At 38.9% G+C, this 23,693-nt stretch carries 18 protein-coding genes; 10 read left to right on the forward strand and 8 right to left on the reverse strand.

Going from position 1 to position 23,693, the window contains the following annotated elements:
- Window positions 1-34: 34 nt before the first annotated feature.
- Entirely contained in the window at window positions 35-973 is a 939-nt protein-coding gene (locus tag I6751_RS07560; RefSeq protein ID WP_196591119.1) for a phosphoglycerate dehydrogenase, read from the reverse strand.
- Window positions 974-1,177: 204 nt separating this feature from the next.
- Between I6751_RS07560 and I6751_RS07565 the strand changes: the two genes are divergently transcribed.
- Window positions 1,178-3,022, forward strand: a complete 1,845-nt coding sequence (locus I6751_RS07565; RefSeq protein WP_196591120.1) for a carbon starvation CstA family protein — start codon at window positions 1,178-1,180, stop codon at window positions 3,020-3,022.
- Window positions 3,023-3,131: 109 nt separating this feature from the next.
- On the opposite strand, the gene gpmA is transcribed toward I6751_RS07565, so the two are convergent.
- Complete coding sequence (gene gpmA, locus I6751_RS07570) at window positions 3,132-3,872, reverse strand: 2,3-diphosphoglycerate-dependent phosphoglycerate mutase (protein ID WP_182188142.1); 741 nt, start codon at window positions 3,870-3,872, stop codon at window positions 3,132-3,134.
- Window positions 3,873-4,230: 358 nt separating this feature from the next.
- Between gpmA and larA the strand changes: the two genes are divergently transcribed.
- Complete coding sequence (gene larA / locus I6751_RS07575; protein ID WP_231037888.1) at window positions 4,231-5,508, forward strand: nickel-dependent lactate racemase; 1,278 nt, start codon at window positions 4,231-4,233, stop codon at window positions 5,506-5,508.
- Between the two features lie 89 nt (window positions 5,509-5,597).
- Here larA and namA read toward each other — a convergent pair whose 3' ends face one another.
- Window positions 5,598-6,614, reverse strand: a complete 1,017-nt coding sequence (gene namA, locus I6751_RS07580) for an NADPH dehydrogenase NamA (protein ID WP_182188144.1) — start codon at window positions 6,612-6,614, stop codon at window positions 5,598-5,600.
- Between the two features lie 182 nt (window positions 6,615-6,796).
- Entirely contained in the window at window positions 6,797-7,459 is a 663-nt protein-coding gene (locus I6751_RS07585) for a flavodoxin family protein (protein ID WP_196591122.1), read from the reverse strand.
- A 128-nt stretch (window positions 7,460-7,587) separates the two neighbouring features.
- Here I6751_RS07585 and I6751_RS07590 point away from each other — a divergent pair, with 128 nt between their 5' ends.
- On the forward strand, window positions 7,588-7,932 hold the full coding sequence (locus I6751_RS07590) for a winged helix-turn-helix transcriptional regulator (RefSeq protein ID WP_182188146.1): 345 nt from the start codon (window positions 7,588-7,590) through the stop codon (window positions 7,930-7,932).
- A 95-nt stretch (window positions 7,933-8,027) separates the two neighbouring features.
- Here I6751_RS07590 and I6751_RS07595 read toward each other — a convergent pair whose 3' ends face one another.
- Together I6751_RS07595 and I6751_RS07600 are read right to left on the reverse strand one after the other, a co-directional pair.
- The gene (locus I6751_RS07595) at window positions 8,028-8,879 is read right to left on the reverse strand and encodes a PHP domain-containing protein (protein ID WP_196591123.1); all 852 of its coding nucleotides are present in this window, start codon (window positions 8,877-8,879) and stop codon (window positions 8,028-8,030) included.
- Window positions 8,880-8,895: 16 nt separating this feature from the next.
- Window positions 8,896-9,690 carry an HAD family hydrolase gene (locus I6751_RS07600; protein WP_182188148.1) on the reverse strand — a complete coding sequence of 265 codons (795 nt, stop codon included), beginning with the start codon at window positions 9,688-9,690 and terminating at the stop codon, window positions 8,896-8,898.
- A 207-nt stretch (window positions 9,691-9,897) separates the two neighbouring features.
- Between I6751_RS07600 and clpX the strand changes: the two genes are divergently transcribed.
- From clpX to I6751_RS07615, 3 genes are all read left to right on the forward strand, one after another.
- Entirely contained in the window at window positions 9,898-11,226 is a 1,329-nt protein-coding gene (gene clpX / locus I6751_RS07605) for an ATP-dependent Clp protease ATP-binding subunit ClpX (RefSeq protein WP_196591124.1), read from the forward strand.
- A gap of 4 nt (window positions 11,227-11,230) precedes the next feature.
- Window positions 11,231-11,713, forward strand: a complete 483-nt coding sequence (locus I6751_RS07610; protein WP_196591125.1) for a peptide deformylase — start codon at window positions 11,231-11,233, stop codon at window positions 11,711-11,713.
- A 253-nt stretch (window positions 11,714-11,966) separates the two neighbouring features.
- On the forward strand, window positions 11,967-14,453 hold the full coding sequence (locus tag I6751_RS07615) for an FAD-dependent oxidoreductase (protein WP_196591126.1): 2,487 nt from the start codon (window positions 11,967-11,969) through the stop codon (window positions 14,451-14,453).
- On the opposite strand, the gene I6751_RS07620 is transcribed toward I6751_RS07615, so the two are convergent.
- Both I6751_RS07620 and I6751_RS07625 read right to left on the reverse strand, forming a co-directional pair.
- Window positions 14,450-15,118, reverse strand: coding sequence for a Crp/Fnr family transcriptional regulator (locus I6751_RS07620; protein WP_196591127.1), 669 nt, complete (start codon window positions 15,116-15,118; stop codon window positions 14,450-14,452). The two genes, I6751_RS07615 and I6751_RS07620, sit on opposite strands and share 4 nt — an antisense overlap.
- A gap of 28 nt (window positions 15,119-15,146) precedes the next feature.
- Window positions 15,147-16,862 carry a phosphoethanolamine transferase gene (locus I6751_RS07625; RefSeq protein ID WP_196591128.1) on the reverse strand — a complete coding sequence of 572 codons (1,716 nt, stop codon included), beginning with the start codon at window positions 16,860-16,862 and terminating at the stop codon, window positions 15,147-15,149.
- Window positions 16,863-17,311: 449 nt separating this feature from the next.
- Between I6751_RS07625 and I6751_RS07630 the strand changes: the two genes are divergently transcribed.
- From I6751_RS07630 to I6751_RS07645, 4 genes are all read left to right on the forward strand, one after another.
- Entirely contained in the window at window positions 17,312-19,966 is a 2,655-nt protein-coding gene (locus tag I6751_RS07630; protein ID WP_196591129.1) for a valine--tRNA ligase, read from the forward strand.
- An 8-nt stretch (window positions 19,967-19,974) separates the two neighbouring features.
- Window positions 19,975-21,297, forward strand: a complete 1,323-nt coding sequence (locus tag I6751_RS07635; RefSeq protein WP_196591130.1) for a bifunctional folylpolyglutamate synthase/dihydrofolate synthase — start codon at window positions 19,975-19,977, stop codon at window positions 21,295-21,297.
- A gap of 103 nt (window positions 21,298-21,400) precedes the next feature.
- Window positions 21,401-22,729, forward strand: a complete 1,329-nt coding sequence (locus tag I6751_RS07640) for an O-antigen ligase family protein (RefSeq protein WP_196591131.1) — start codon at window positions 21,401-21,403, stop codon at window positions 22,727-22,729.
- A gap of 80 nt (window positions 22,730-22,809) precedes the next feature.
- On the forward strand, window positions 22,810-23,436 hold the full coding sequence (locus I6751_RS07645) for a redox-sensing transcriptional repressor Rex (RefSeq protein ID WP_182188156.1): 627 nt from the start codon (window positions 22,810-22,812) through the stop codon (window positions 23,434-23,436).
- Window positions 23,437-23,693 lie beyond the last annotated feature (257 nt).

Consider the following 23,693-nt stretch of genomic DNA (forward strand, 5'->3'; position numbering starts at 1 on the left):
CGTGTGACAGACCCAACAAAAAGTATTTCATTAATTATAATATATCTGTGCAATTTTGTATAATTTTTTCAAAACAGATATGATAAACATTACGCATGGCATCCTGAGTACCGGCGCCAATATGCGGTGTGGCAATGACGTTGGGCAGTTCAAGAAGTTGGTTGGCGGCATCAAAAGGTTCTTTTGACCAGACATCAATTCCGGCACCCAGAAAACGACCGTTTTTCATTTCGGTATACAGAGCGGTTTCGTTGATGACCCCACCTCTGCCAACATTCACCAGGACAGCAGTATCTTTCATTAATTTTAATTGGTCGGTGTCTATGAAATTTGTTGTCTGTTTAGTCAGCGGCAGATGGATGCTGACAATGTCAGAAGTTTGCAGCAACTTGTTTAATGGTGCGTATGTGACAGCGTATGTATTTTCAATGTCATCGGTCTGACGGGTACGATTGTAGTAAATGACATTGGCACCAAAGGCATTGGCAAGTTGTGCGGTACGTTTGCCAATGTTGCCAAAACCGATAATGCCATAGGTTTTACCCTTGATATCAAATGAAGTATCACGGTACTGCCACATACCCCATTGTCTTGTTTGGCTCATAGTTTCCAGTGGTATAATATGACGATAAATATCCAGGATAAAAGCAATAGTCAGCTCAGCAACACTTTCAGCATTGCCACCGGGAACATTATCTACTATTATTCCCAGTTTTTTAGCGGCAGCTTTATCAATATTATCGGTACCAACACCTGTTTTTTGCACTGTCTTCAACTTGATCGCTTGTTTCATTAAAGCAGCGTCGACAATATAAGTAGCAGTCAACAGGGCATCTGCACGTTTTATATACTCTTCCTGCTGTATGGTAGATAATTTGCTCCAAAAAAATATTTGTATATTTTTAGGTACTGCGGCACGAATAAGATTTTCTGTATTGGAATCGATTTTATCTAAAAAAATACAGGTAAACACACAAATCCCCCCATTTAATTTTACATTATTATATAATTCTTTATTTATTAGGTAAACACTTTTTTATTTATAAATTGTCATAATTTACCGTAAAAGGATAATTATTAATTATCCTATAATAACCGACATAATATTTACATTATTATTGATAATTTAGAATTTTTGTGATAAATTAATAGTATCTTATCAAGGGAGGGTGTTTTAATGAATGGTGTCTATCTTGTTATTATTACAGCTTGTTTTCTTATGCTGGCATATCGTTTTTATGGAGCATTTATTGCAGCAAAGGTCTTAACTCTTAATGAGTTTAGGACACCGCCGTCAATTCGTCTTGAAGATGGTCATGATTATGTTCCTACTAATAAATGGGTGGTGTTTGGTCATCATTTTGCGGCCATCGCCGGTGCAGGACCATTAGTTGGTCCGGTTATAGCTGCTCAATTTGGTTATCTGCCGGGAGCATTGTGGATTTTGCTCGGGTCAGTTTTTGCCGGAGCTGTTCATGATATGGTAATATTACTGGCTTCAGTGCGGCATAATGGAAAATCTATAGCTGAAATAGCTAAGGCGGAAATCAGTAAATTGGCTGGAACCAGCGCTTTGTGGGCTACGCTGTTTTTGTTGATCATTACCGAGGCTGGAATGGCTGTTGTTGTTGCTAACTCTTTATTTAATAGTCCATGGGGAACATTTACTGTCGGATCTACTATTCCCATTGCTATTTTTATTGGAATTTATATTAAATATTTACGTCCTGGTAAAATAAAAGAAGCGACGATTCTGGGGGTAACTTTGATACTGCTGGCTGTTGGATTAGGCCCATATATACGGGATTCGGCAACATTGGCACCATTTTTTACCTTTAGTGTCGTACAGATAGAAATTGGGATTGCAATTTATGGTTTTTTTGCGTCAGTACTGCCGGTGTGGTTGTTATTGGCACCGCGTGATTATCTTAGCACTTATATGAAAATAGGTACAATAGCTGCACTGGCTATTGGTATCCTTATAGTGGCACCGGCTATTCGGATGCCGGCTACATCACCGTTTCTTTGGGGCGGTGGTCCTGTGATAAAAGGATCGGTTATTCCCTTTGTCTTTATTACGATTGCCTGTGGTGCATTATCGGGTTTCCACAGTATCATAGCCACTGGTACGACGCCAAAAATGCTGACTAATGAACGGCAGATACTGCCGATTGGCTATGGGGCAATGCTTACTGAAGCTTTCATTTCAATGATGGCTTTGATTGCAGCCACCAGTCTGCATCCATCAGATTATTTTGCGATAAATTCCACGCAGCAGGCATTTAATGCCTTGGGGATACATGTACAGGATCTGCCGATGCTGTCGAATATGGTCGGTGAAAATCTCATGCACAGACCAGGCGGGGCAGTATCATTGGCTGTAGGGATGGCTGATGTTTTTTCTAAGATTCCCTTTATGGATCAGTTTATGGGTTTTTGGTATCATTTTTGTATTATGTTTGAAGCTTTATTCATATTAACCTTGATTGATGCCGGCTCGCGTGTCGGCCGTTATCTGCTGCAGGAACTTTTAGGCAGAGTGTATAAACCGTTTGGTAATACCGAATGGTGGCCGGGTATTATTATCTGCAGTGCAACGATAAGTTTATGCTGGGGTTATTTGGTATTGCAGGGTAATATCGGGGAAATATGGCCGTTGTTTGGTGTATCAAATCAGCTTTTAGGTACAATTACTCTGGCTATTGGTACGTCATATATATATCGTACCGGACGGGGCCGTTACGTATGGGTGACGATGATACCATGTTTATTTATGGCAGTGATTACTTATTATGCCGACTATCTTAATATTTTTGATAGTTATATTCCCAGTGGTAAATGGCTGCTTGTAGCAATAAGTGCTATTATGTTTGTGCTTGTGACGTTGGTTATGATTGAATCGGTCCGCAGCTGGCTGCGTTATGCCAAGACTGTACCACAGGACTATAGGACAAGAGAAGAGATAGAGGCTGAAACAAAAGCTGAATTAGAAAAAGAAGGCCGGCCTTTGCCGATAGAATAAAAGCTTATATTAAAAAATGGGTTTTTGGTTAAACTGGCTAATATTTAACTGAAACAAAAAACCGGCTGATCAGCCGGTTTTTTGTTTCAAAAATAAGTAAGATTGCAGATTATGCCTTTCCCTGTGAGGCAACGCTGTTGATTTTTGCCTGAATGGCAGCGGCATCACCAAGATAATATTTATTGGTGACACTCCAATTGTCATCAAATTCGTATACTAAGGGAACACCGGTTGGTATATTTACATTGACGATTTCCTCGGAAGAAAGTCCGTCGAGCATTTTCACCAGGGCACGCAATGAATTGCCGTGGGCAGCAATAATGACGCGTTTACCGGCTTTCATATCTTGCAGTATATGTTCTTGATAATAAGGTACGACGCGGGCAATGGTATCTTTTAAACTTTCACTGAGGGGAAGCTCATTTTTTATAACATTTTTGTAGGCAGGCAGTAAGGCAGGATTGCGTTTGTCGGTTTGGGATAAAAGCGGTGGGCAGACATCAAAGGAACGGCGCCATATTTTTACTTGTTCTTCACCATATTTTACAGCAGTTTCTGATTTGTTGAGACCCTGTAAAGCTCCATAGTGGCGCTCATTGAGTTTCCAGGTTTTTATCACGGGCAGCCATACTCTGTCAAGTTCACTTAAAATGATGTCAAGTGTGTGGATAGCACGCTTAAGATAGGAGGTATAGCATATGTCAAAATCAAAGCCTTTTTCTTTAAGAGCATTTCCGGCCGTGTGCGCTTCATTTCTACCTTTTTCTGTCAGATCGACATCTGTCCAACCGGTAAATAGATTTTTTTGATTCCATTCACTTTCACCATGTCTTATTAATACTAATTTCATTTGATACACCTCTTTTAAAAATATCGTAAGTCGCGAATAACAGGCAGTAAAATATGAAAAAAGCCGACTGTGACCGAGCCGACTTTCTTTATAGCAATCATTGATGAGGAAAGCCAAGCGAGCGGGCATCAACTATCCTTTTTCTAAAATTCATTATAGCATAAGAATAATAATCTGCAATAGGGTGTTATAAATGGATAAAAAATTAAAGGTGAGTGTTTCCAAAAAATCTATTTAGTAGTAATATATATAATATAATATTAATAAAATTTGCAATTCAGAAATTTATCTATAAATCAGTTTTGGCGTTTTATGCTAAAAATATGTAATAACATTATATTGTCAGGAGATGAACGGATTGGTAAAATGTATTGATCTTCCTTATCATAAGGGAGTCGTAACGGCAAAAATACCGCAGGATAATCTGGCAGGTATTCTTGTCTCCAAAGCAGCTGCATTTCATACGGATTTTACAGAAAAACAGATAGTTGAAAATTCACTTAACTGTCCTATTGCATCATCGAAATTGGAGGAACTGGTCAAGGGTAAAAGAAATATTGTTCTAATAAGTTCTGATCATACAAGACCTGTTCCTTCTAAAATAATAACACCTATTATATTGAAACACATACGGGATGCCGAACCGGAAGCCAATATTACTATATTAGTGGCCACCGGATTTCACCGCCCTTCCACCAGGCAGGAATTGATTGATAAATATGGTGAAGAGATTGTTCGTAATGAAAAAATAGTGATACATGCAGCCAGTGATGATTCGGCTATGATTAAAATCGGTACATTGCCTTCCGGCGGACCATGTATTATTAATAAAATTGCTATGGAAGCCGATTTGCTGCTGGCGGAAGGGTTTATTGAATCACATTTTTTTGCAGGTTTTTCTGGCGGACGTAAAGCTGTTTTACCGGGGATTGCTTCTTACAAAACAATAATGGCCAATCATTGTGGTGAATTTATTGATTCTGACAGGGCTCGTACCGGTAACATGCAGCATAATCCGATTCATGAGGATATGATTTATGCTGCTAAAGCTGCTGGTTTAAAATTTATTTTGAATGTGGTTCTTGATGAAGATAAAAAAATTATTGCCTCTTTTGCCGGTGATTCTGAAAAGGCACATTTAAAGGGCTGTGAGTTTGTAAAACAGCTGGCTGAAGTAAAAAAAATTCCTTGTGATATAGCAATTACGAGTAATGGCGGTTATCCGCTTGATCAAAATATTTATCAGGCAGTAAAGGGAATGACCGCAGCGGAAGCAACAAATAAAGAGGGTGGTGTAATAATAATTGCTGCGGGTTGTTGCGACGGCCATGGTGGGGTTGGTTTTTATAATAATATCGCTGATGTTCGAACACCTGAAGAATTTTTGGAAAGGGCGATTAAGACACCACGGCAGGAAACTGTTCCAGAACAATGGACGTCACAGATCCTTGCCAGAATATTGGTGCACCATCATGTGATATTGGTATCGAATTTAGTTGATAAAAAATTTGTCCATGGTCTGCATATGGAGGCTGCTGACAGTATCGAGCAGGCTCTGGAAAGAGCATTTCAGTTAAAGGGAGAAAAGGCAACGGTTACGGTTATTCCTGATGGATTATCGGTCATCGTAAAATAAAAAATAATAATGCACCTTACTAAAAAGTTTATCTTTTTAGTAAGGTGCATTTGTGTAAATAGGTAAATTATAAAATTTACAGTCGGCAGTCAATCATAAGCACGTTCGTATTGCTTAGGTATATAGCCGACAACGCCGTATTTTTGGGCGGCCTGTATTGCAAAATAAGGATGGCGCAGTAATTCCCGTCCAAATGCAGTAAGGTCTGCCCGTTCGGTCTGTAAAAGGGCTTCAGCAATTTCCGGGTTAGTTAAAAGTCCTACAGCAATGACAGGAATATGACATTTACGGCGGATGGCATCAGCTAATGGCGCCTGATATCCGGGATAAGAGTTTACTGGTGTAGGTAACAAACCGCCTGAACTTACGTGTACCATATCTATCAATGACCGTACATCGTTAATTATCTCTACCATCATGGCAGCATCAATTCCGACGGAATCATAGTCAGAGGCTGATACACGTATCCAAACCGGTTTATCGGCAGGCCATACAGTATGTACTTGCTGCAGGACCTGTTCTAAAAAGCGGGTGCGGTTTTTTAGGCTGCCACCATATTCGTCGGTTCGTTTATTAGTTAATGGTGATAAAAATTCATGTAATAGATAACCGTGGGCAGCGTGAATTTCCAAGGCATCGAAACCGGCTGCATCTGCCCGACTGGCCGCCTGTTTAAAGGCATCAATTATTTCATTGATTTCAGGTCTGGTCAGTTCGGCAGGCGTGCGATATTTATCACTAAATGTAAGAGCACTGGGGGCGACAGGATGACCTGAAGCTGATTGACTTTTACGACCGGCATGGTTTATTTGCAGTGCTGTTTTCGAACCATAACGATGGCAGGCATCGACTATTTTTTTTAATCCAGGTATTTGTTCGTCTTCCCACAGACCTAAATCATTGTCCGATATTCTGCCTATCGGTTTAATACCGGTCGCTTCAACTATTATAAGTCCAACACCGCCGACAGCCCTGGAAGCATAATGGGTTAAGTGAAAATCATTGGCTTGGCCGTCATCGGCTGCTGAATACATACACATAGGCGGCATTACTATGCGGTTTCGTAAAGTCATATTTTTTATAGTGAACTTTTCAAATAGTTTCATTAATAATCACCACTTTCATATTGTTAAGATTAAATATATTTCATAACAATCTTTGATTTTGAAAAGCAATATCAACATCATTTATTATATAAGTACTATGAAAAAAATTCAATGTTTGCCAATATTATTTAGAATAATAGGAAACAGACAAATTTTATCTACGCTGCTTTTGGCAGATAATGTCAGTCATCGAGATTTTTCCTGGTGAGAAGTTCTAATTTTTTTTCAATTTCTTCATTTTTAATAAAATTGGTCATTATTCTTTTTTCTGGTAACGGTGAAAAGTTTTTGGTCATGTTTTTAAGTAACCAGACCATGTTATGTCCTAAAAGACGCATTGTTTGGAGTCCTTCAAGATCTTTTCTTACATCATCAGGGGTAAAACCATGTACAGAGTTCCAGTATTGGGAGGTTACCAATGGCATTTGATTGATGGTGAAATATTTGTTTAATCGGTCGAAAGAAGCACTAGCACCGCCACGCCGGCAGCTAAGCACTGCGGCGGATGGTTTGCCGATAAGAAAATCACTGCCGGAACAAAAAATGCGATCCAGAAGAGCACATAATGCACCATTGGGACCGGCATAATATACTGGTGAACCGACAATTATACCATCAGCCGTTTTCATTTTTTCCAAGATGACATTAGCGGTATCATCATCAAATACGCATTTTTTCAGTGAGCTGCAACGCCCACAGGCAATACAGCCATGAACCGCGCGGTTACCAATATGAAATATTTCTGTTTCTACATCTTCTTTATTTAGTTGTGCAGCAACTTCAGTCAAGGCTGTATAGACACAGCCTTCTTTGTGCGGACTCCCATTGAGCATGAAAACTTTCATAATAAAACTCTCCTTTTAATATGGTATTGTATGTTTAAACAGTGTATATTAATATAATATATAGTAATTTTCTTTTTATCAAGAATACACTTTTTTGTAACATACTATCTAAAAAGGAAGTAATAATATTGAGAACAGCAAAAAGTTTTAGTTGTCCGGTTGAAGCTGTAGTAAATTTAATCGGCGGTAAATATAAGACGGTAATCCTTTGGCATCTGATAAATAACACTTTGCGGTTCAATCAGTTGCAAAAACAAATACCGCAGGCTACTCCTAAAATGCTGACACAGCAATTGCGCGAACTTGAGCACGACGGAATAGTGAATCGTAAAGTTTATCCGGTAGTACCGCCCAAGACTGAATACAGTCTTTCCCAGTTTGGCCTTAGTCTTATTCCCGTGTTAGATTCTATGCGTAAATGGGGTGTCGAATATATAAAAAGTGCAGGGAAACAGATATTAAGTGAAAAATAGTCATTATGAAATAAAAAATTGTTTAGTAAAACCCCTGCGGATCAGATGGTAAATCTAACCCCCAGGGGTAAGTTTATAAAATCAGATAGTTAATATTAATCAATAGGAATAAATTCACGGTTTCTGTTGGTAAATTTGACGCGTTGGGTATATCCGAAGGATTTGGCATAGGTGACAGCTTCATCAATATAAGCACCGCAGTCTTCTGGTTTGTGGGCATCAGAGGAAGTAATGACAGGAAGTTTGTATTTAGCAGCGATTTTCATGAATGCGGGGAAAGGAGATATTTCTTTTATCGGATAGCGATAGCGTGTTCCGGTGTTAATATCAACAACCATGTTGGTTTTTTTCATAGCTTCGGCCACACGGATAAGATAGGGTGTTACATCAAAATCAGGTAAAAATTTAAACAGACGGATATTAAAAGGATGTCCTAATATATCATAGATTTTTGCAGTGCATAATTTTTCGACCTCTTGAGTATACCATTCATAAATTTCTTTTAAATCATGGTTTTTCCATTCAGCACGTATTTGTGATGAGTCATAGGCCCAGCCATGGAGAAAATGAACTGACCCGATTATATAATCAAATGGCTGTCGGTCTAAAATTTGTTTTACTGTGGTCTGATCTTGAAAATTACATACTTCAATACCGGTTTTTACCGGGTAACCCTTAGCTTTGAGCATATCCATGAATTTTATATAGTCAGACAAGGGACATTTAAATTTGTTGGTTTGCAGCCATTTTTTCTGAAACTTTCCGATGAAGGAATCATCATGGATAACATCTTTATAATACAGTGTTTTGAAATCAGTGAAACCATGTGTATGTTCAGAAATGCCTATTTCACCGATATGGCGCTTGGCAGCACTGTCAAAAAAGCCCTGTACCCATGAAAGATCATAAGAACCGTATTCAAAATGCATATGATAGTCTATTTTCATAGGAAATGTCTCCTTACTAGTTTTTTTGCAAATATTCGCGGATAACTTTTATTACACCGCCTTGGGAATTGGTCGGGGCGATATGTTTGGCCACTGCCTTAAGTTCGGGAATAGCATTTTCCATAGCGTAGCTTTCACCGACTGATTCAAGCATTTCCAGGTCGTTGTAAAAATCACCGAAAGCCATACATTCTTCTGGTTTTATATGGAGTTTTTTTTGCATTTTTTGGATAGCTATTCCCTTGTTCATACCTTTTGGCATAATGTCAAGCCAGATGTGAGTGGCCATTACTAACTGGACTTTGTCCTGATAAGCAGCCAGCTGGGCATGGGCTGTATCGAGCATATTACGGTTATCACAATCACAGATGGAAATTTTTATGATAGGATCTTTTATAGAATAAAAATCGTTAATTATTTTATAATTGGTATAATATTTACCCATTTCAGCAAAAAAGGCAGCATTTTCGCTGATGACATAACTGCCGCTGCAAGTGCAGACAACAACATAGACGCCCTTGAGTGAAGTAGCTGTTGCAATAAGTTTGGCAGTCAAATTATCAGGAAGGCTGGTATAGGATAAAAGTTCATTACCATGGACAACCATGGTTCCGTTTTCAGCAATAAATAACCAATCATCTTTGTAGCGGGAAAACTGTCTGGTAAGTGCATAATACTGTCGGCCGCTGGCAGGTGAAAATATTATGCCGCGCTTTTTTAATTCAATAATGGTATCATCAAAATTGACCGGTAGTTGTCCGTTGTCATCAAGCAGTGTGCCATCCATATCGGAAATAATCCATTTTATCATATGTTTTGCCCCTTTATTGATATTGATTTTATTATAACATATGAAAAGCAATTTATCAGTACGAAAGGAAGCGTATATATATTTGACAAATGATGTTTACATGATTATATTTATTTTGGTATACTATATGTTAGGATATTTATATTATAGTGTATTTATGTTCTGATCATAGCTATAATAGTCCTGCCATAGAAAGAAGGAATATATATGCCTCAAAACGACTTACACCATGTATGTAGTTTTTGCAAGCGTGACATAAAAATAACCAGTCAATATGATCTGCCGATATTCGATCCACAGACGGGATTTGCTATTTGTAAAAACTGCATAAAAGAGATATATCAATTAATAGCTGAAAATGAAGAGGAAACAGCAAAGATTGTGCGGCGTAAATTTATTAATAATTTAGATTCTGTGCTGGATAAAAACAGACCGCATATTATAAAAAAATATTTGGACGAATACATCATCAATCAGGACCGGGCTAAAAAGATTCTGTCAGTGGCTGTTTATAATCATTATAAACGTATGAAATGTATGGAGGGCCATGATGATGTGGAAATTGAAAAATCGAATGTGATAATGATGGGGCCATCCGGCTGCGGTAAGACGGCAATGTTGTCACATCTTGCCAAATTACTTGATATACCATTTGCAGTGACTGATGCATCAAGTCTTACTGAGGCAGGTTTTGTCGGCGCCGATGTTGAAGTTGCTGTGCGTAATCTTTATTATGCCGCTGACAAAAATGTGGAAAAAACAGAACATGGCATAATTTATCTGGATGAATTTGATAAAATTGCCAGAAAGTCTGGTGAAAATAATTCTATAACAGCTGACCCAGGCCACGAAGGGGTGCAGCAGGCTCTTTTAAAAATGCTGGAAGGCAGTGTAGTGGAATTCACTGCACGGGGACAAAGAAAACATCCGGAAGCACCGACTACCAAGATAGATACGACGAATATATTGTTTATTGTCGGTGGAGCTTTTGTCGGCATAGAGAAAATAGTGGAAAGACGATTGAAAAAAAATACGGCCGCTATTGGATTTGGTGTTGATGTAAAGGATAATAATAAAGATACAAAATATGATGAATTGATACGTCAGGTCAGACCAGAGGACCTTATGAAGTTTGGTATTATTCCCGAAATTATTGGTCGGCTGCCAATAATCTGTACTTTGGAAACATTAGATGAGAATGCGTTACTGCGTATATTGACTGAGCCGAAAAATGCTCCGGTGAAGCAGTATAAAAAATTGATGGCAGTGGATAACATAGAACTGGAATTCACTGATGAGGCGCTTCGGGCAGTGTCCCGGAAAGCAATAGAAAGAAAAACCGGCGCACGCAGTCTGAAAGGAATATTGGAAGATGCCATGCTTGACACGATGTATGAACTGCCAAAATCGAAAAAACCGCGTAAAGTCATTATTACACAGGAATGTATCGAAAAAGATGCTGAGCCTGAGATACAGATATTAGATAATACTGAAACAGATGAGTTAAAAGAGGCGGCAAGTAATTTTGCCGGATGAATAAATGATAAAAAAGCTTTTATTATTGGGAAATACTGACTTATATGAAGCGAGCCAACCAGTGATGGCAAGTGAAGATATTACCGGGATAGTAACTGATTTACATGATACATTATTTGACTGGAGGGAAAAACATCATGCCGGCAGGGCAATAGCAGCACCGCAAATTGGTGTGCGAAAACGTATTATTTATATGTATATTGATGAACCGGTGGTATTTATTAATCCCCGGCTGGAGTTTCCTACCCCTGAAATGATAGAGCTGTGGGACGATTGTATGTCACTGCCCGGGCTTTATGTAAAAGTGAGACGTTATGCGCAGTGTCGTGTATATTTTACCGATATGCAAGGAGAGGCAAAGGTTTTTTATCTGCAGGGAAGTATGTCTGAATTGCTGCAGCATGAATATGATCATTTGGAGGGCGTCCTTGCCACTATGCGGGCAATAGATAACAAGTCTTTTAGTTTGTGCAAAGATAATGTTTAGTGTATATGAAACGGCTGGATGCATGATTTTTCTCCGGAGATGCTGATGCAGTGGTTTAAAGGGCAGATTAATGCGTTTATTAATGGAGCCTTATAAAAAGTCTGCTAGCTAAAAGTATATTTTGGACAAAAACCGGACTATGCGGATTAATCGCATTAGTCCGGTTTTTTCATAAGTTTTGTGACTAACTCACAGATAAAAAATTATATATGTTATATAATTGATTTATCAAATGTAAGGGAGGCTGTCCATAATGAAGACAGTTATTATTGGCGGGGTTGCCGGGGGCGCCACCACGGCAGCACGGCTTAGAAGAAGAGACGAATCAATGGAAATTGTAGTTTTGGAAAAAGGTGGTTATATATCTTATGCTAACTGCGGTTTGCCTTATTATATCGGAAATGTGATAAAAGAACGGGAAAAACTTTTAGTACAGACACCGGAAGGAATGAAAAATAAATTTAATGTAGATGTCCGTATTTTTAATGAAGCGGAAAAGATTTTACCGGATAAAAGATGTGTTTTGGTGAAAGATCTTCAGACTGGTGCAAAATACGAAGAAAGTTATGATAAACTGGTAATTGCCACCGGATCATCACCACTCAGACCACCTATCAAGGGTATCGATGCAAAAAAAATTATGACTTTATGGTCGGTCGATGATACTGACAAAATCAAAAAAACTATTGATGAGCTGCAGCCCAAGCGGGCAGTAGTGATTGGTGGCGGATTTATTGGGTTGGAAATGGCAGAAAATCTTCATAAAAAAGGTATACATGTAACTATAATTGAAGCATTAGATCAGGTAATGGCACCGCTTGATAAAGAAATGGCCCAGCTGCTGCATGAAAATATAATCGATAATGATGTCGAATTGTTTTTAGGCGATAAGGTAACTGAATTTGAAGAAAAGAATGAAGCAGTGCTGATTCATTTAAGCAGTGGTAAAAAAGTCCCGGCTGATGTGGTTATATTATCCATAGGCGTCAGACCGAACAGTTTTTTGGCGCGGGATGCAGGATTGAAACTGAATCAGCGCGGCGGGATAGTTGTGAATAATAAATTGCAGACTTCTGATGAGAATATTTATGCTGTCGGTGATGTTATTGAAGTAGAAAATCCGTTGACTGGTGATAAGACGATGATACCATTGGCAGGACCGGCTAATAAACAAGCCCGTATTTGTGCGGATAATATCGCCGGAGATGATAAAATTTATCAGGGAACCTATGGAACGGCAATAGCACAGGTTTTTGACCTTGATGCTGCTTCTGTGGGGCTTAATGAAAAAACTTTAAAATTTAATGGGAAAAAGAAAAACAGTGATTATTATACTGTAGTAATAAATCAGAAATCGCACGCCGGTTATTATCCTGATGCAGCAGATTTATATATGAAATTGATTTTTACGGCGGAAGGAAAGATTTTGGGTGCACAGATTGTCGGACAGTCTGGTGTGGACAAAAGGATCGACACACTTGCTGCCGTTATGCAGATGAATGGCGATATTTATGATTTGCAGCGGATGGAATTTGCTTATGCCCCACCGTTTTCTGCAGCTAAGGATCCAATCAATATGCTGGGATTTGTGGCAGAAAATATACTTACGGGATTGGTTAGTTTTATCAGTGTCGAAGAATTTGATAACAGTCAGAATGATAATATAACGATTCTTGATATCAGAGAAGACATAGAATTTATGGTTTATCATCTGCCTGATGCATATCATATCCCGTTGGGCCAGCTGCGCAGTCGTTTTACAGAACTGGATAAACACAAAACAATTATTGTATATTGCGCAGTCGGCGTACGTTCGTATAATGCCGCCAGAATATTGATGCAAAATGGTTTTGAACATGTCATGGTATTGGAGGGTGGTACTAATTTTTATAAGGCTGTACACTTTCAAGATAAACAAAAGGATGATTTAAAGCCGACTGCTTCAGAGCAGCCGGCTGCAACAGACAAACCTGCAAATATGAAAATAGTGGATGAATTTAACATTCAGGCACTTGACTGCAATGGATTACAATGCCCGGGTCCGATACTAAAGGTTAATCAGGCTGTGCGGAAGATGAATGACGGTGAAGTAATAAAAGTATCGGCGACAGATATGGGATTTATTCGTGATATCAGAGCATGGTGTGAAAAAACAGGAAATACCTTGGTTAAAACTGATAAAACCGGGCATCAATACATCGCCTATGTCGGAAAAGGTGTCAATAGCGCTGCCATACAGTCGTCTCATGTATCAAAAGACAGCAGTATGGCTGTGGGTAAAACGATGGTAGTTTTCAGCGATGATCTTGACAGAGCTATGGCATCGTTGGTAATTGCCAATGGGGCAGCTGCTATGGGAAGGCCGGTTACGATGTTCTTTACTTTCTGGGGGTTGAATATTCTGCGTAAAAATAACGCACCGGCGGTAAAGAAATCATTTATAGCTAAAATGTTTGGTTCAATGATGCCGCGCGGTACGGAAAATCTCACGATATCCAAAATGAATATGGGAGGCATAGGTACTAAAATGATGAAAAAAATCATGAAGGATAAAAATGTGGCATCTTTAGACGAACTTTTAAAATCAGCGCGGGAAAATGGTGTAAAAATGATTGCCTGCACTATGTCGATGGATGTCATGGGGATAACTAAAGAGGAATTGATCGATGGTATTGATTTTGGCGGTGTAACGTCATATCTTGGAGCGGCAGAAGAAGCCAATGTAAATTTATTCATTTAACGGGTCAATTTTTCCAAACCTTTGAGGCTGGTTATATTCACTTTACCGCGAGACAGTGTAACCAGCCCTTCCGTTGAAAAATATTTAAGCATTCTGGTAACTACTTCGCGGGCGCTGCCAAGAAAACGGGCAATTTGTTCATGTGTCATATTGATCGTAAGTGAATTGGATGTCTTACTTTCGTGCAGCAAAAATAATGCCAGACGCTTGTCAAAACTCAGAAATAATATTTGTTGCAATGCCCATACGGCATCAGAAAAACGATCGACAGCTTCCCGATAAGTGAACGCTTCGAGATAGACATTTTTCTTCATAACGGAAGAAAAGGCAGAGGCATTTGTTCTCACTATTTCACAATCGGTTACTGCATCTATATAAACGTCAAAAGTGATACTTTTAAGTATGCAGGTAGCTGCCAGCAGACATATATTACCGGTTTGCAAGCGGTATAATGTTACTTCCCGTCCGTCCGGGGAATTGATATATATACGTAATGTTCCGGACAATACGATTAGTACACCAAAGCAATCCATCGCGACATTGTGAATTGATTCTTTACGATGGTAATGAATTGCGACAGTATTTTCAATGAGCGTTTCCTGTTGGGCTTCGGTTAACTTATCCCAACAAGCAATATTGTCCTTTAGGGCAGCTTTAATTTTCATGATGATATCTCTTTAAAATAAATTATTATTAATGGGCCGGTTCAAAACGTATATCAGTGTCGTAATTGCGTCCCTGGACCATACGGGGACGGCTGGCGTCAAAGGCTGGATTGATGACGCTTTTGGCCGGGTCATATTCAGTCGTTTTTATATCGGCGATATCAAGGACAGTATGAATCATATCATCAGTCATATAAGGGCGGTTTACTGCCGCATTGATAGCTGACCATTTTTGTGGATACATCTGCTTGAACTGTTCTGATGCCCAAACGATCATCGGGACTTCGAGCATGTAATGGTTGGGATTTTCTTCTACATGCCCGGCAAAATTACTGCCATCATCATAAACTGTTTCACCATGGTCCGGTAGGTATATGACAATGGTATTTGAGTCCCTGAATCTGTCAATGATACCGCTTACGATATAGTCGTTGTAATAAATGGCATTAGCATATTGTGCCAGTACAATTTTTTTATCATCGGCGACATTTCGGATAATATCATTTTGAGTGAATTTGGAAAAAGCATAAGGGAAACGTTTGTAATAAAGACTATGACCACCCATTAGATGAAGTACATAAAAATTTTTGGCAGCGGCATTTTGTCGGGCACTGTCTAAAAGCGGGAATAAGGCTTCATCTAAGGTGCCAAAATCCTCGTGCGACTCTCTCATGCTGGTAAATTCGTGGACGGTACTGCGATTGGCAAATAATAAGGCAACGTTACCCCAGATGCCGGAACTTTCCTGGTTGGACAACCAGTGCGTTTTGTAACCGGCGTCATTCATGACGTCAATTAAATTGTTGTAAGTATACCAAGGTTGATCTGATTCATAATCGCAGAATGTAAATAAAACGCGTAATACCGATACAGTTGTTGAATGGGGACTGATGCAGTCGTTGAACACGGCAATCTCGCCTTTTTGTTTTAAACGGTCAAGGTTGGGAGTATTATCCAGATGATAGCCATAAAGATGCATATGATTACGATTAGTAGCCTCACCCAAGATAAAAACGATATTGGGAATGGTGCTGTTATTTTGTGTAATGTCATCGGTAGCAGCCATTTCTTTATCAAGATCCTTGTAGGATTTCATATTGCGCACAGCCATTTGTGCAGCGGCGTATACACGTATGGCTGGTATATCGAGAGAATCACTTAAAATAAATGATTTATAATTGGAAAGTAAAGTAGTTCCGGCAATGATACCGGCAAGCAGCATTAATGGAGCGGTGTAGCGTATGATACGATTGGAAAGATGATTTTCCTGCCGCAGACTTTTATCGAGAAACAGATTCTTTTTTAAAGTTACAGCAGCGACAAGGAATAAGAGTATAGCTGCAATCCAACTCCATCCAACATACATCTTGAAAAATTCGTCGGCTTCATTGCTGTTTGTTTCCAGGAGAGCAGTAATGATACCTGCGCCCATGACAGCATTGTAGTTATAAATAGAGAACAGTTCCATTAAACATAACAGTGCACTGATATAAAATAATAAATTAAAAAGGATTTTTCTGATGGTTCGTATAGGAATGGCTGTTAGTAAAATTGTGCATAGACAAACAGCAGCGAATAAAAATATGGCATCAATAACCATCACGGTTAGCTGACCGGTAGTCCATAAGGTCCAGGCAATAGACAAATAGTTGAATATGAACAATCCAATAGTGAATCCCAAGTGCCTTTTTATCGTTTGACCGACAAATTCAGTCAGCCGGAAGAATAAATTTTTTTTCTGCACGGTTATAATACCTCAATAGCTACATTATTTATTGAAATTTTTTAATATAAATTATAGTAAAAAATTTCTTTACATATTATACCACAATAAATATTCTATAAAAATGTTATTGTGTATTATTGTGATAGAAAAATGCCGAAAATCTGTCTATGTTGTATTTTGTATTATTTTATGATAATATAATGCGTGAAACATGACAATAGTGATGATGAAGAGGGCACAGATAAATCCGGTGCAGAGATAAAATCCTTTGGCTGAAAGATTTTTCCGTAGAGATCTGCTGCTGTAGCTTCAGAACTTTTTCAGTGAATTAAGTAGCTGTGAACGCAGACGCAGCGTTATGCGATTGGAGCCCTGCCGGGGAGCAGGGAAAATTAGGTGGTACCACGAAAGCATACTCTTTCGTCCTATTAAGGACGGAGGAGTTTTTATTTTTAGGAGGAAAAGATTTGCAAGATACTAATATACCGAAGGTTTATGACCCTCAAAGTTTTGAAAAAAAATGGTATGAGTTTTGGGAACAAAATAAGTTGTTTCATGCCGAGGTGGAAAAAGGTAAGAAACCTTACAGCATAGTTATACCACCGCCGAATGTTACCGGACAGCTGCATATGGGACATGCTATGGATAATACCTTGCAGGATATATTAATAAGATTTCGCCGCATGCAGGGTTATAATACTTTGTGGATGCCGGGATGCGATCATGCCGGTATTGCCACACAGGCCAAGGTCGATGCAGCATTGCGTGAAGAAGGAACATCGCGTTATGAAATAGGCCGTGAAAAATTTATTGAACGAGCTTGGGCATGGAAGGAAAAGTTTGGCAGTCGGATAATGTATCAGCTGCGTTCACTGGGGTCTTCTTGTGATTGGGACAGGGAAAGATTTACAATGGATGAAGGATGCTCGAAGGCTGTCAGGGAAGTTTTTGTCAGCTTATATAAAGAAGGACTTATATATCAGGGAACGCGCATTACTAATTGGTGTCCACAATGTAATACGGCACTTAGTGACATTGAAGTGGAACATGAAAATGAAATGGGGCATTTGTACCATATCCGTTATCAGGTAAAGGATACTGACCAATATGTGGAAATTGCCACTACCCGACCGGAAACGATGTTCGGCGATACCGGTGTGGCTGTTCATCCTGATGATATCCGGTACAAGGCTTTAGTGGGGAAAACATTGATTTTGCCGATAGTTGGCCGACAGATTCCAGTGTTTGCTGATAGTTATGTTGATCCGCAGTTTGGTACGGGCGCTGTGAAAGTGACACCGGCGCATGATCCCAATGATTTTGATATGGGACAGCGGCATGGACTGGAACAAATACTCATTATGGATAATGATGGGACCATGGCTGAAAATACCGGTAAATATGCTGGCATGGATCGTTATGAATGCCGCCGTAAATTGATTGAAGAATTAAGGGAAAAAGGTTTTTTACTTAGTATTGAAGAACATGAACATGCTGTAGGCCATTGTTCACGCTGTGGAACTACAGTTGAGCCGATGGTTTCTAAGCAATGGTTCGTAAAAATGCAGTCTTTGGCTGAACCAGCTATTGAAGCGGTAAAAAGTGGTAAAATAAAATTTGTGCCGGAAAGATTTACAAGAATTTATTGCAACTGGTTGGAAAATATACGTGACTGGTGTATTTCGCGGCAATTATGGTGGGGACATCAAATACCGGCATGGTATTGTGAAGAATGCGGAGCCACGATTGTCTCCCGTGAAGACGCTGTTATTTGTCCGAAATGTGGCAGTCATAATCTAAAAAGAGATGAAGATGTACTTGATACGTGGTTTAGCTCGGCATTATGGCCTTTTGAAACGATGGGCTGGCCGGAGCAGACTGCAGAATTGAGGCAATTTTATCCGACAAGTGTTCTTGTCACAGGTTATGATATTATCTTTTTCTGGGTTGCCCGTATGGTGATGATGGGACTGAAGTTTGGTAAAGATATTCCATTTAAACATGTCTTTATTCATGGATTGGTACGGGATTCGCAGGGAAGGAAGATGAGCAAATCACTTGGCAATGGTATTGATCCTGTTGATGTTATAGAAAAGTATGGAGCCGATACATTAAGATTTATGTTGATAACAGGAAATACTCCGGGTAATGATATGCGGTTTTACTGGGAACGTGTTGAAAGTGCGCGCAACTTTGCTAATAAACTTTGGAATGCATCGCGATTTATGCTAATGAATCTGGAAGGATTTGATGCGGACTTTGTACCGGCTGAGGCAGATTACACGTTGGCTGATAAATGGATTTTGAGTCGTTATGCCCATACGGTTCAAAATGTGACGCAGAATCTGGAAGATTTTGAACTGGGAGAAGCGGCTCGTTCCATTTACGAATTTATTTGGAATGAATTGTGTGATTGGTATATTGAACTAAGTAAGGCCAGGCTTTATGATAAGGAAAACAGTACAGCAAGAAAAGTAGCCCAATATGTGCTGGGATATGTGCTGGAACATACTTTGCGGCTGTTGCATCCATTTATGCCTTTTATCACGGAAGAAATATGGCAGCATATACCGCATGACGGCAAAAGTATAATGCTTAGCCCGTGGCCTGACAATGAGTCGTCTAAATTAGATATAGACTCTGAAAAAGTCATGACTGCAATTATGGATGCAATAAAGGCTATTCGTAATATACGTGCACAAGTAAATGCTGTTCCCGGGAAAAAGAGTGAAGTTATACTGCATTTTAGTGATGCTGGACTTATCGGTGAATTTGAAAAAAATCAAAGTTATTTGACAACTCTTGCAGCTGCTGAACCGGTAACTATTTGGAGAAATTCTGCTGATAAACCAGGAAATGCAATGACTGCCGTTGTAGACGGTGTTGAAATATACCTGCCGATGGCAGGGCTGATCGATGTGCAAAAAGAAACGGCACGGCTTAATAAGGAGATTGAACATCTCAATAAAGAGATTGAACGATTGTCAAAAAAATTGTCTAATAGGGGTTTTTTGGCTAAAGCACCAGCTGAAATTGTAGAAAAGGAGCGGGAAAAACAAAAAGGCTATACGGAAAAAAAGAACGCTGTTGAAGAACGGCTGTCTTATTTAGCGGATTTGTGATAAAAACTATGAATTATCAAGAAGCATTGGAATATCTCAATGAACTTAATAAGTTTGGCACAAAACTGGGGTTGGACAGGATTAAACGATTAGTTGAACTTCTGGATGAACCGCAGCTGAAATATAAAACTGTTCATGTGACTGGTACAAATGGTAAGGGTTCGGTATGTGCTATGGTCAGTGAAATCCTGCATCAATCAGGAATAAGGACAGGATTGTATATTTCACCGCACTTGGTATCGTATACTGAACGTATTCAAATAGACGGTGTAGCTATAGCTGAAGAAGAATTTGCCAGCTGTATCGGGGCTGTTAAGACCTTTGCTGATCAAATGGTTGATGAAGGGATGGAATCACCAACGCAGTTCGAAGTCCTCACCGCAACAGCATTCTTATATTTTGCATTTAAAAATGTGGAATATGCAGTAATAGAGGTGGGCGTAGGAGGTCTTTTAGATTCCACGAATGTCATTGTACCGGAAGTGTCAGTGATAACCAATGTGGCGTTTGAACATGCTGATTTATGCGGTGGAACACTTGAAGGAATCGCTCACCATAAGGCCGGCATAATAAAAGACGGTGTTCCTGTGGTTACTGATGCCAAGGGAACACCACTGGAAATTTTGCAGCAGGAGGCAGTGGAAAAAAATACGGATCTGTTTATTGAGGATACTGATTTTGAGGCAAAATTCGTCAGCTGCGATGGGAAAAGGCAGGTACTTTTATTTTCGTCGGAAATAGTTGGTGTATCGCTGGAATTTTCATTAAGTCTTTTGGGTGATCATCAGATTAGAAATTGCGCATTGGCTTTGATGACGATATATTTACTGTCAAGTGATGAAAAACGAATAAATTTCAAGGCGACAAAAGCTGCGTTGGCGAATGTTAAATGGCCGGGGCGATTTGAACGTTTCGATACCGCGGGAAAAATGATAATTATTGACGGGGCCCATAACCCGGCGGGAATGCTTGTATTGCGGCAAAATCTTGATAAATATTTTCATGATAATCAACGTATATTTTTACTGGGAATGTTAAGGGATAAGGCCATTGATGTAATGAGAAATACATTGCTGCGGCCGGATGACATTGTCATTGCTACTGAACCTGATTCAAAACGTATGGCAGAACCAGCCTCATGGGCGGGTAAATTGAATGTAAAATATGTTGAGATTGAGCCAAATCGAAAAATGGCTTTGGACAGGGCCATGCGTCTTACTTCGGGAGAAAGTTTGCTGTGTATCACCGGATCGCTCTATTTGATCGGAGAAATAAGGGAAATGATTCGCCATATTCGTAATGGTGAAGCGGAGATATCAAACGATAACTGATAAATTTGTTATAAGTTTTATAATGTATTATGGCAAAAGGCACAATTGCAGAATATGCATCTAATGTCCATTAATTATTTATATAATATTGTTTAGGAGCTATATGAATATTTTTACAAGAAAAAAATATGCCCGTGATTGTTCTGCAATGATGTTTTATGCATTGTTGGCGGCGATATTTTTCCTGCCATTCAGCAATGACGCGGCAACGTATGCATTATTGCTGGGATGGTTTTTTTATTTATTAAGGACACGTTTTACCGGTTGGACATGGAAACGGACTAAACTTGATTTCCCTTTGGCAGTTTTCATTGTAATGAGTTTTTTGTCGATTTTCAATTCACCGGAAAAGGTATTTAGTTTTTATAACTGCTACCATCTTGTCGGTAAATATGTGTTGATATATTATTTGGCGATACAAAGTGTTGAAGATGAACAACAGATAAAAAAAATAGTATTTGTCCTGGGCAGCGCGGCATTGATAGTCATATTATATGGTTTTGTACAATATATTGCCGGTATTAATACGACAGCAATGGATTGGACAGACAATAGTGCTTTTCCAGGAATGACAACAAGGGTTTTTTCAACTTGGAAAAATCCTAATCTTTTGGCAGGATATTTGGACATAATATTGTCTTTGGCTTTTGGATTGTTTTTTTACACTAAAAATAGAAAATTTAGAATTATTATTGGAGGGTTATTCCTTCTGGCATTGATCTGCCTGGGAATGACATATGCACGTGGTGCGTTATTCAGTATTGCCATTGTTATAATATTATATGCACTTTGTTATAATAAAAGAATAATATTGCCATTTATTGTTTTGGCCTTTGTCCTGCTTTATGCAGATCCGATTCTTATTGACAGAATGATGTCTGTTTTTACGTCGATGGATACCTCCTCCGAATTACGAATTGCATTATGGGAAAGTACCATAGAAATGATACTGGATCATCCTTTACTGGGGATAGGATGGGGAGCATATTATTTTGTTTATCCATCGTATGATTTTTATATGCAGGGGAATTTTATAAAAATTGTCCATGCTCATAATATGTATTTAAATATTGCTGCAGAAGTTGGTTTAATTGGTTTTGCCGGATTTATCATCTGCTTTATCGGCAGCCTTTGGCGTTCACTGAAAAATTTTAAGTTCATGCCGTCGGTTTTTTTGCAGGGGACGTTGCTTGGTTGTGGTTTGGCTCTTGTAACGGTAATGCTCAATGGTTTTACTGATTATGTATTATTTAATACAAATATGTCAATGTTGTTCTGGTTTATAATGGCATTGAGTACCATTTTACTGAGTAATAAATCTTTGCAGAAGGCAGGGGAAATATTGAAAAGCAAGCACCCTGGGCTCACTTCTATTCCAGAATTATCTGATGAAGAGATTAAAAAAAATAAAGAGTGTAATTTTCCTATTTAAGATGTTATAAATTTGGCAGTGTTTTGATGGACAGGGTATTACGATAACAGTTTATCGATTGGCGAAGGGAGGTGAAAATAATGAAGGATATATCAAAAGCCACTATTGATAGGTTACCGTTGTATTTGCGGACTTTGCGCGTTGCACAAGATGAAGGCCGTGATGTTATTTCATCGGAAGAACTTGGCCGCAGACTGGAAATTACCCCTGAACAAATTCGTAAGGATTTAGCTTCATTTGGTCAGTTTGGTAAAAAAGGTGTCGGTTATTATGTAAATGAATTGAAACACAGTGTTAATAATATATTGGGATTAGATAATCACTGGAATATAGCTATCATTGGCATAGGACATCTGGGATCGGCCTTGGCCAACTATCATAATTTCGTTTCTTTGGGATTTAATTTAGTAGCTCTTTTTGATAGTGATCCGACAGTGGTAGGGCGGACAGTTAATCATGTTAAAATAATGGATATCGATACATTGGAAGAAACTATAAAAGAATTGGATATTCATATTGGCATAATTACCGTACCCGGGCAATTTGCCCAGGAAATAGCCAATCGCCTTGTAAAAGCAAAAATCAAGGGTATTTGGAATTTTGCCCCAATAAAAATGAAAGTGCCCGATGGGATGCATATCGTGAATGAAGATTTATCGATAGGTTTATCCTGCTTATCATATCATATAACAAGAAAACCGCGTTGAAGGTGGTTATGGAATTTTTAGGGTGCTGTCAGCTATTATGTAAAATTTTTCACAAATATACACAATAGAGGCTGTTTTTTGTCCAAATTGCTTGACGCCTTTGACAACAGGTGGTATTCTAACAGTTGTAGAAATGTGGTCGTTTTGTTGTGCAAATAGCTATAAATGAAGTACATCGTTATCATTTAGTTTAATTATAGTTATAAACGGCTATCAGACCATATACAGCGCTGTCAGTAGTTGATTTTCAACAGTGT

It is taken from the genome of Pectinatus frisingensis (assembly GCF_015732285.1).
In the GTDB taxonomy this organism is placed as follows: Bacteria; Bacillota; Negativicutes; order Selenomonadales; family Selenomonadaceae; genus Pectinatus; species Pectinatus frisingensis.

Coding starts and splice junctions, on each gene's coding strand:
- I6751_RS07565 (WP_196591120.1), top strand. CDS start 1,178: ATGAATGGTGTCTATCTTGTTATTATTACAGCTTGTTTTCTTATGCTG.
- gpmA (WP_182188142.1), bottom strand. CDS start 3,872: ATGAAATTAGTATTAATAAGACATGGTGAAAGTGAATGGAATCAAAAA.
- namA (WP_182188144.1), bottom strand. CDS start 6,614: ATGAAACTATTTGAAAAGTTCACTATAAAAAATATGACTTTACGAAAC.
- I6751_RS07585 (WP_196591122.1), bottom strand. CDS start 7,459: ATGAAAGTTTTCATGCTCAATGGGAGTCCGCACAAAGAAGGCTGTGTC.
- I6751_RS07595 (WP_196591123.1), bottom strand. CDS start 8,879: ATGAAAATAGACTATCATATGCATTTTGAATACGGTTCTTATGATCTT.
- I6751_RS07600 (WP_182188148.1), bottom strand. CDS start 9,690: ATGATAAAATGGATTATTTCCGATATGGATGGCACACTGCTTGATGAC.
- clpX (WP_196591124.1), top strand. CDS start 9,898: ATGCCTCAAAACGACTTACACCATGTATGTAGTTTTTGCAAGCGTGAC.
- I6751_RS07610 (WP_196591125.1), top strand. CDS start 11,231: ATGATAAAAAAGCTTTTATTATTGGGAAATACTGACTTATATGAAGCG.
- I6751_RS07615 (WP_196591126.1), top strand. CDS start 11,967: ATGAAGACAGTTATTATTGGCGGGGTTGCCGGGGGCGCCACCACGGCA.
- I6751_RS07620 (WP_196591127.1), bottom strand. CDS start 15,118: ATGAAAATTAAAGCTGCCCTAAAGGACAATATTGCTTGTTGGGATAAG.
- I6751_RS07635 (WP_196591130.1), top strand. CDS start 19,975: ATGAATTATCAAGAAGCATTGGAATATCTCAATGAACTTAATAAGTTT.
- I6751_RS07640 (WP_196591131.1), top strand. CDS start 21,401: ATGAATATTTTTACAAGAAAAAAATATGCCCGTGATTGTTCTGCAATG.
- I6751_RS07645 (WP_182188156.1), top strand. CDS start 22,810: ATGAAGGATATATCAAAAGCCACTATTGATAGGTTACCGTTGTATTTG.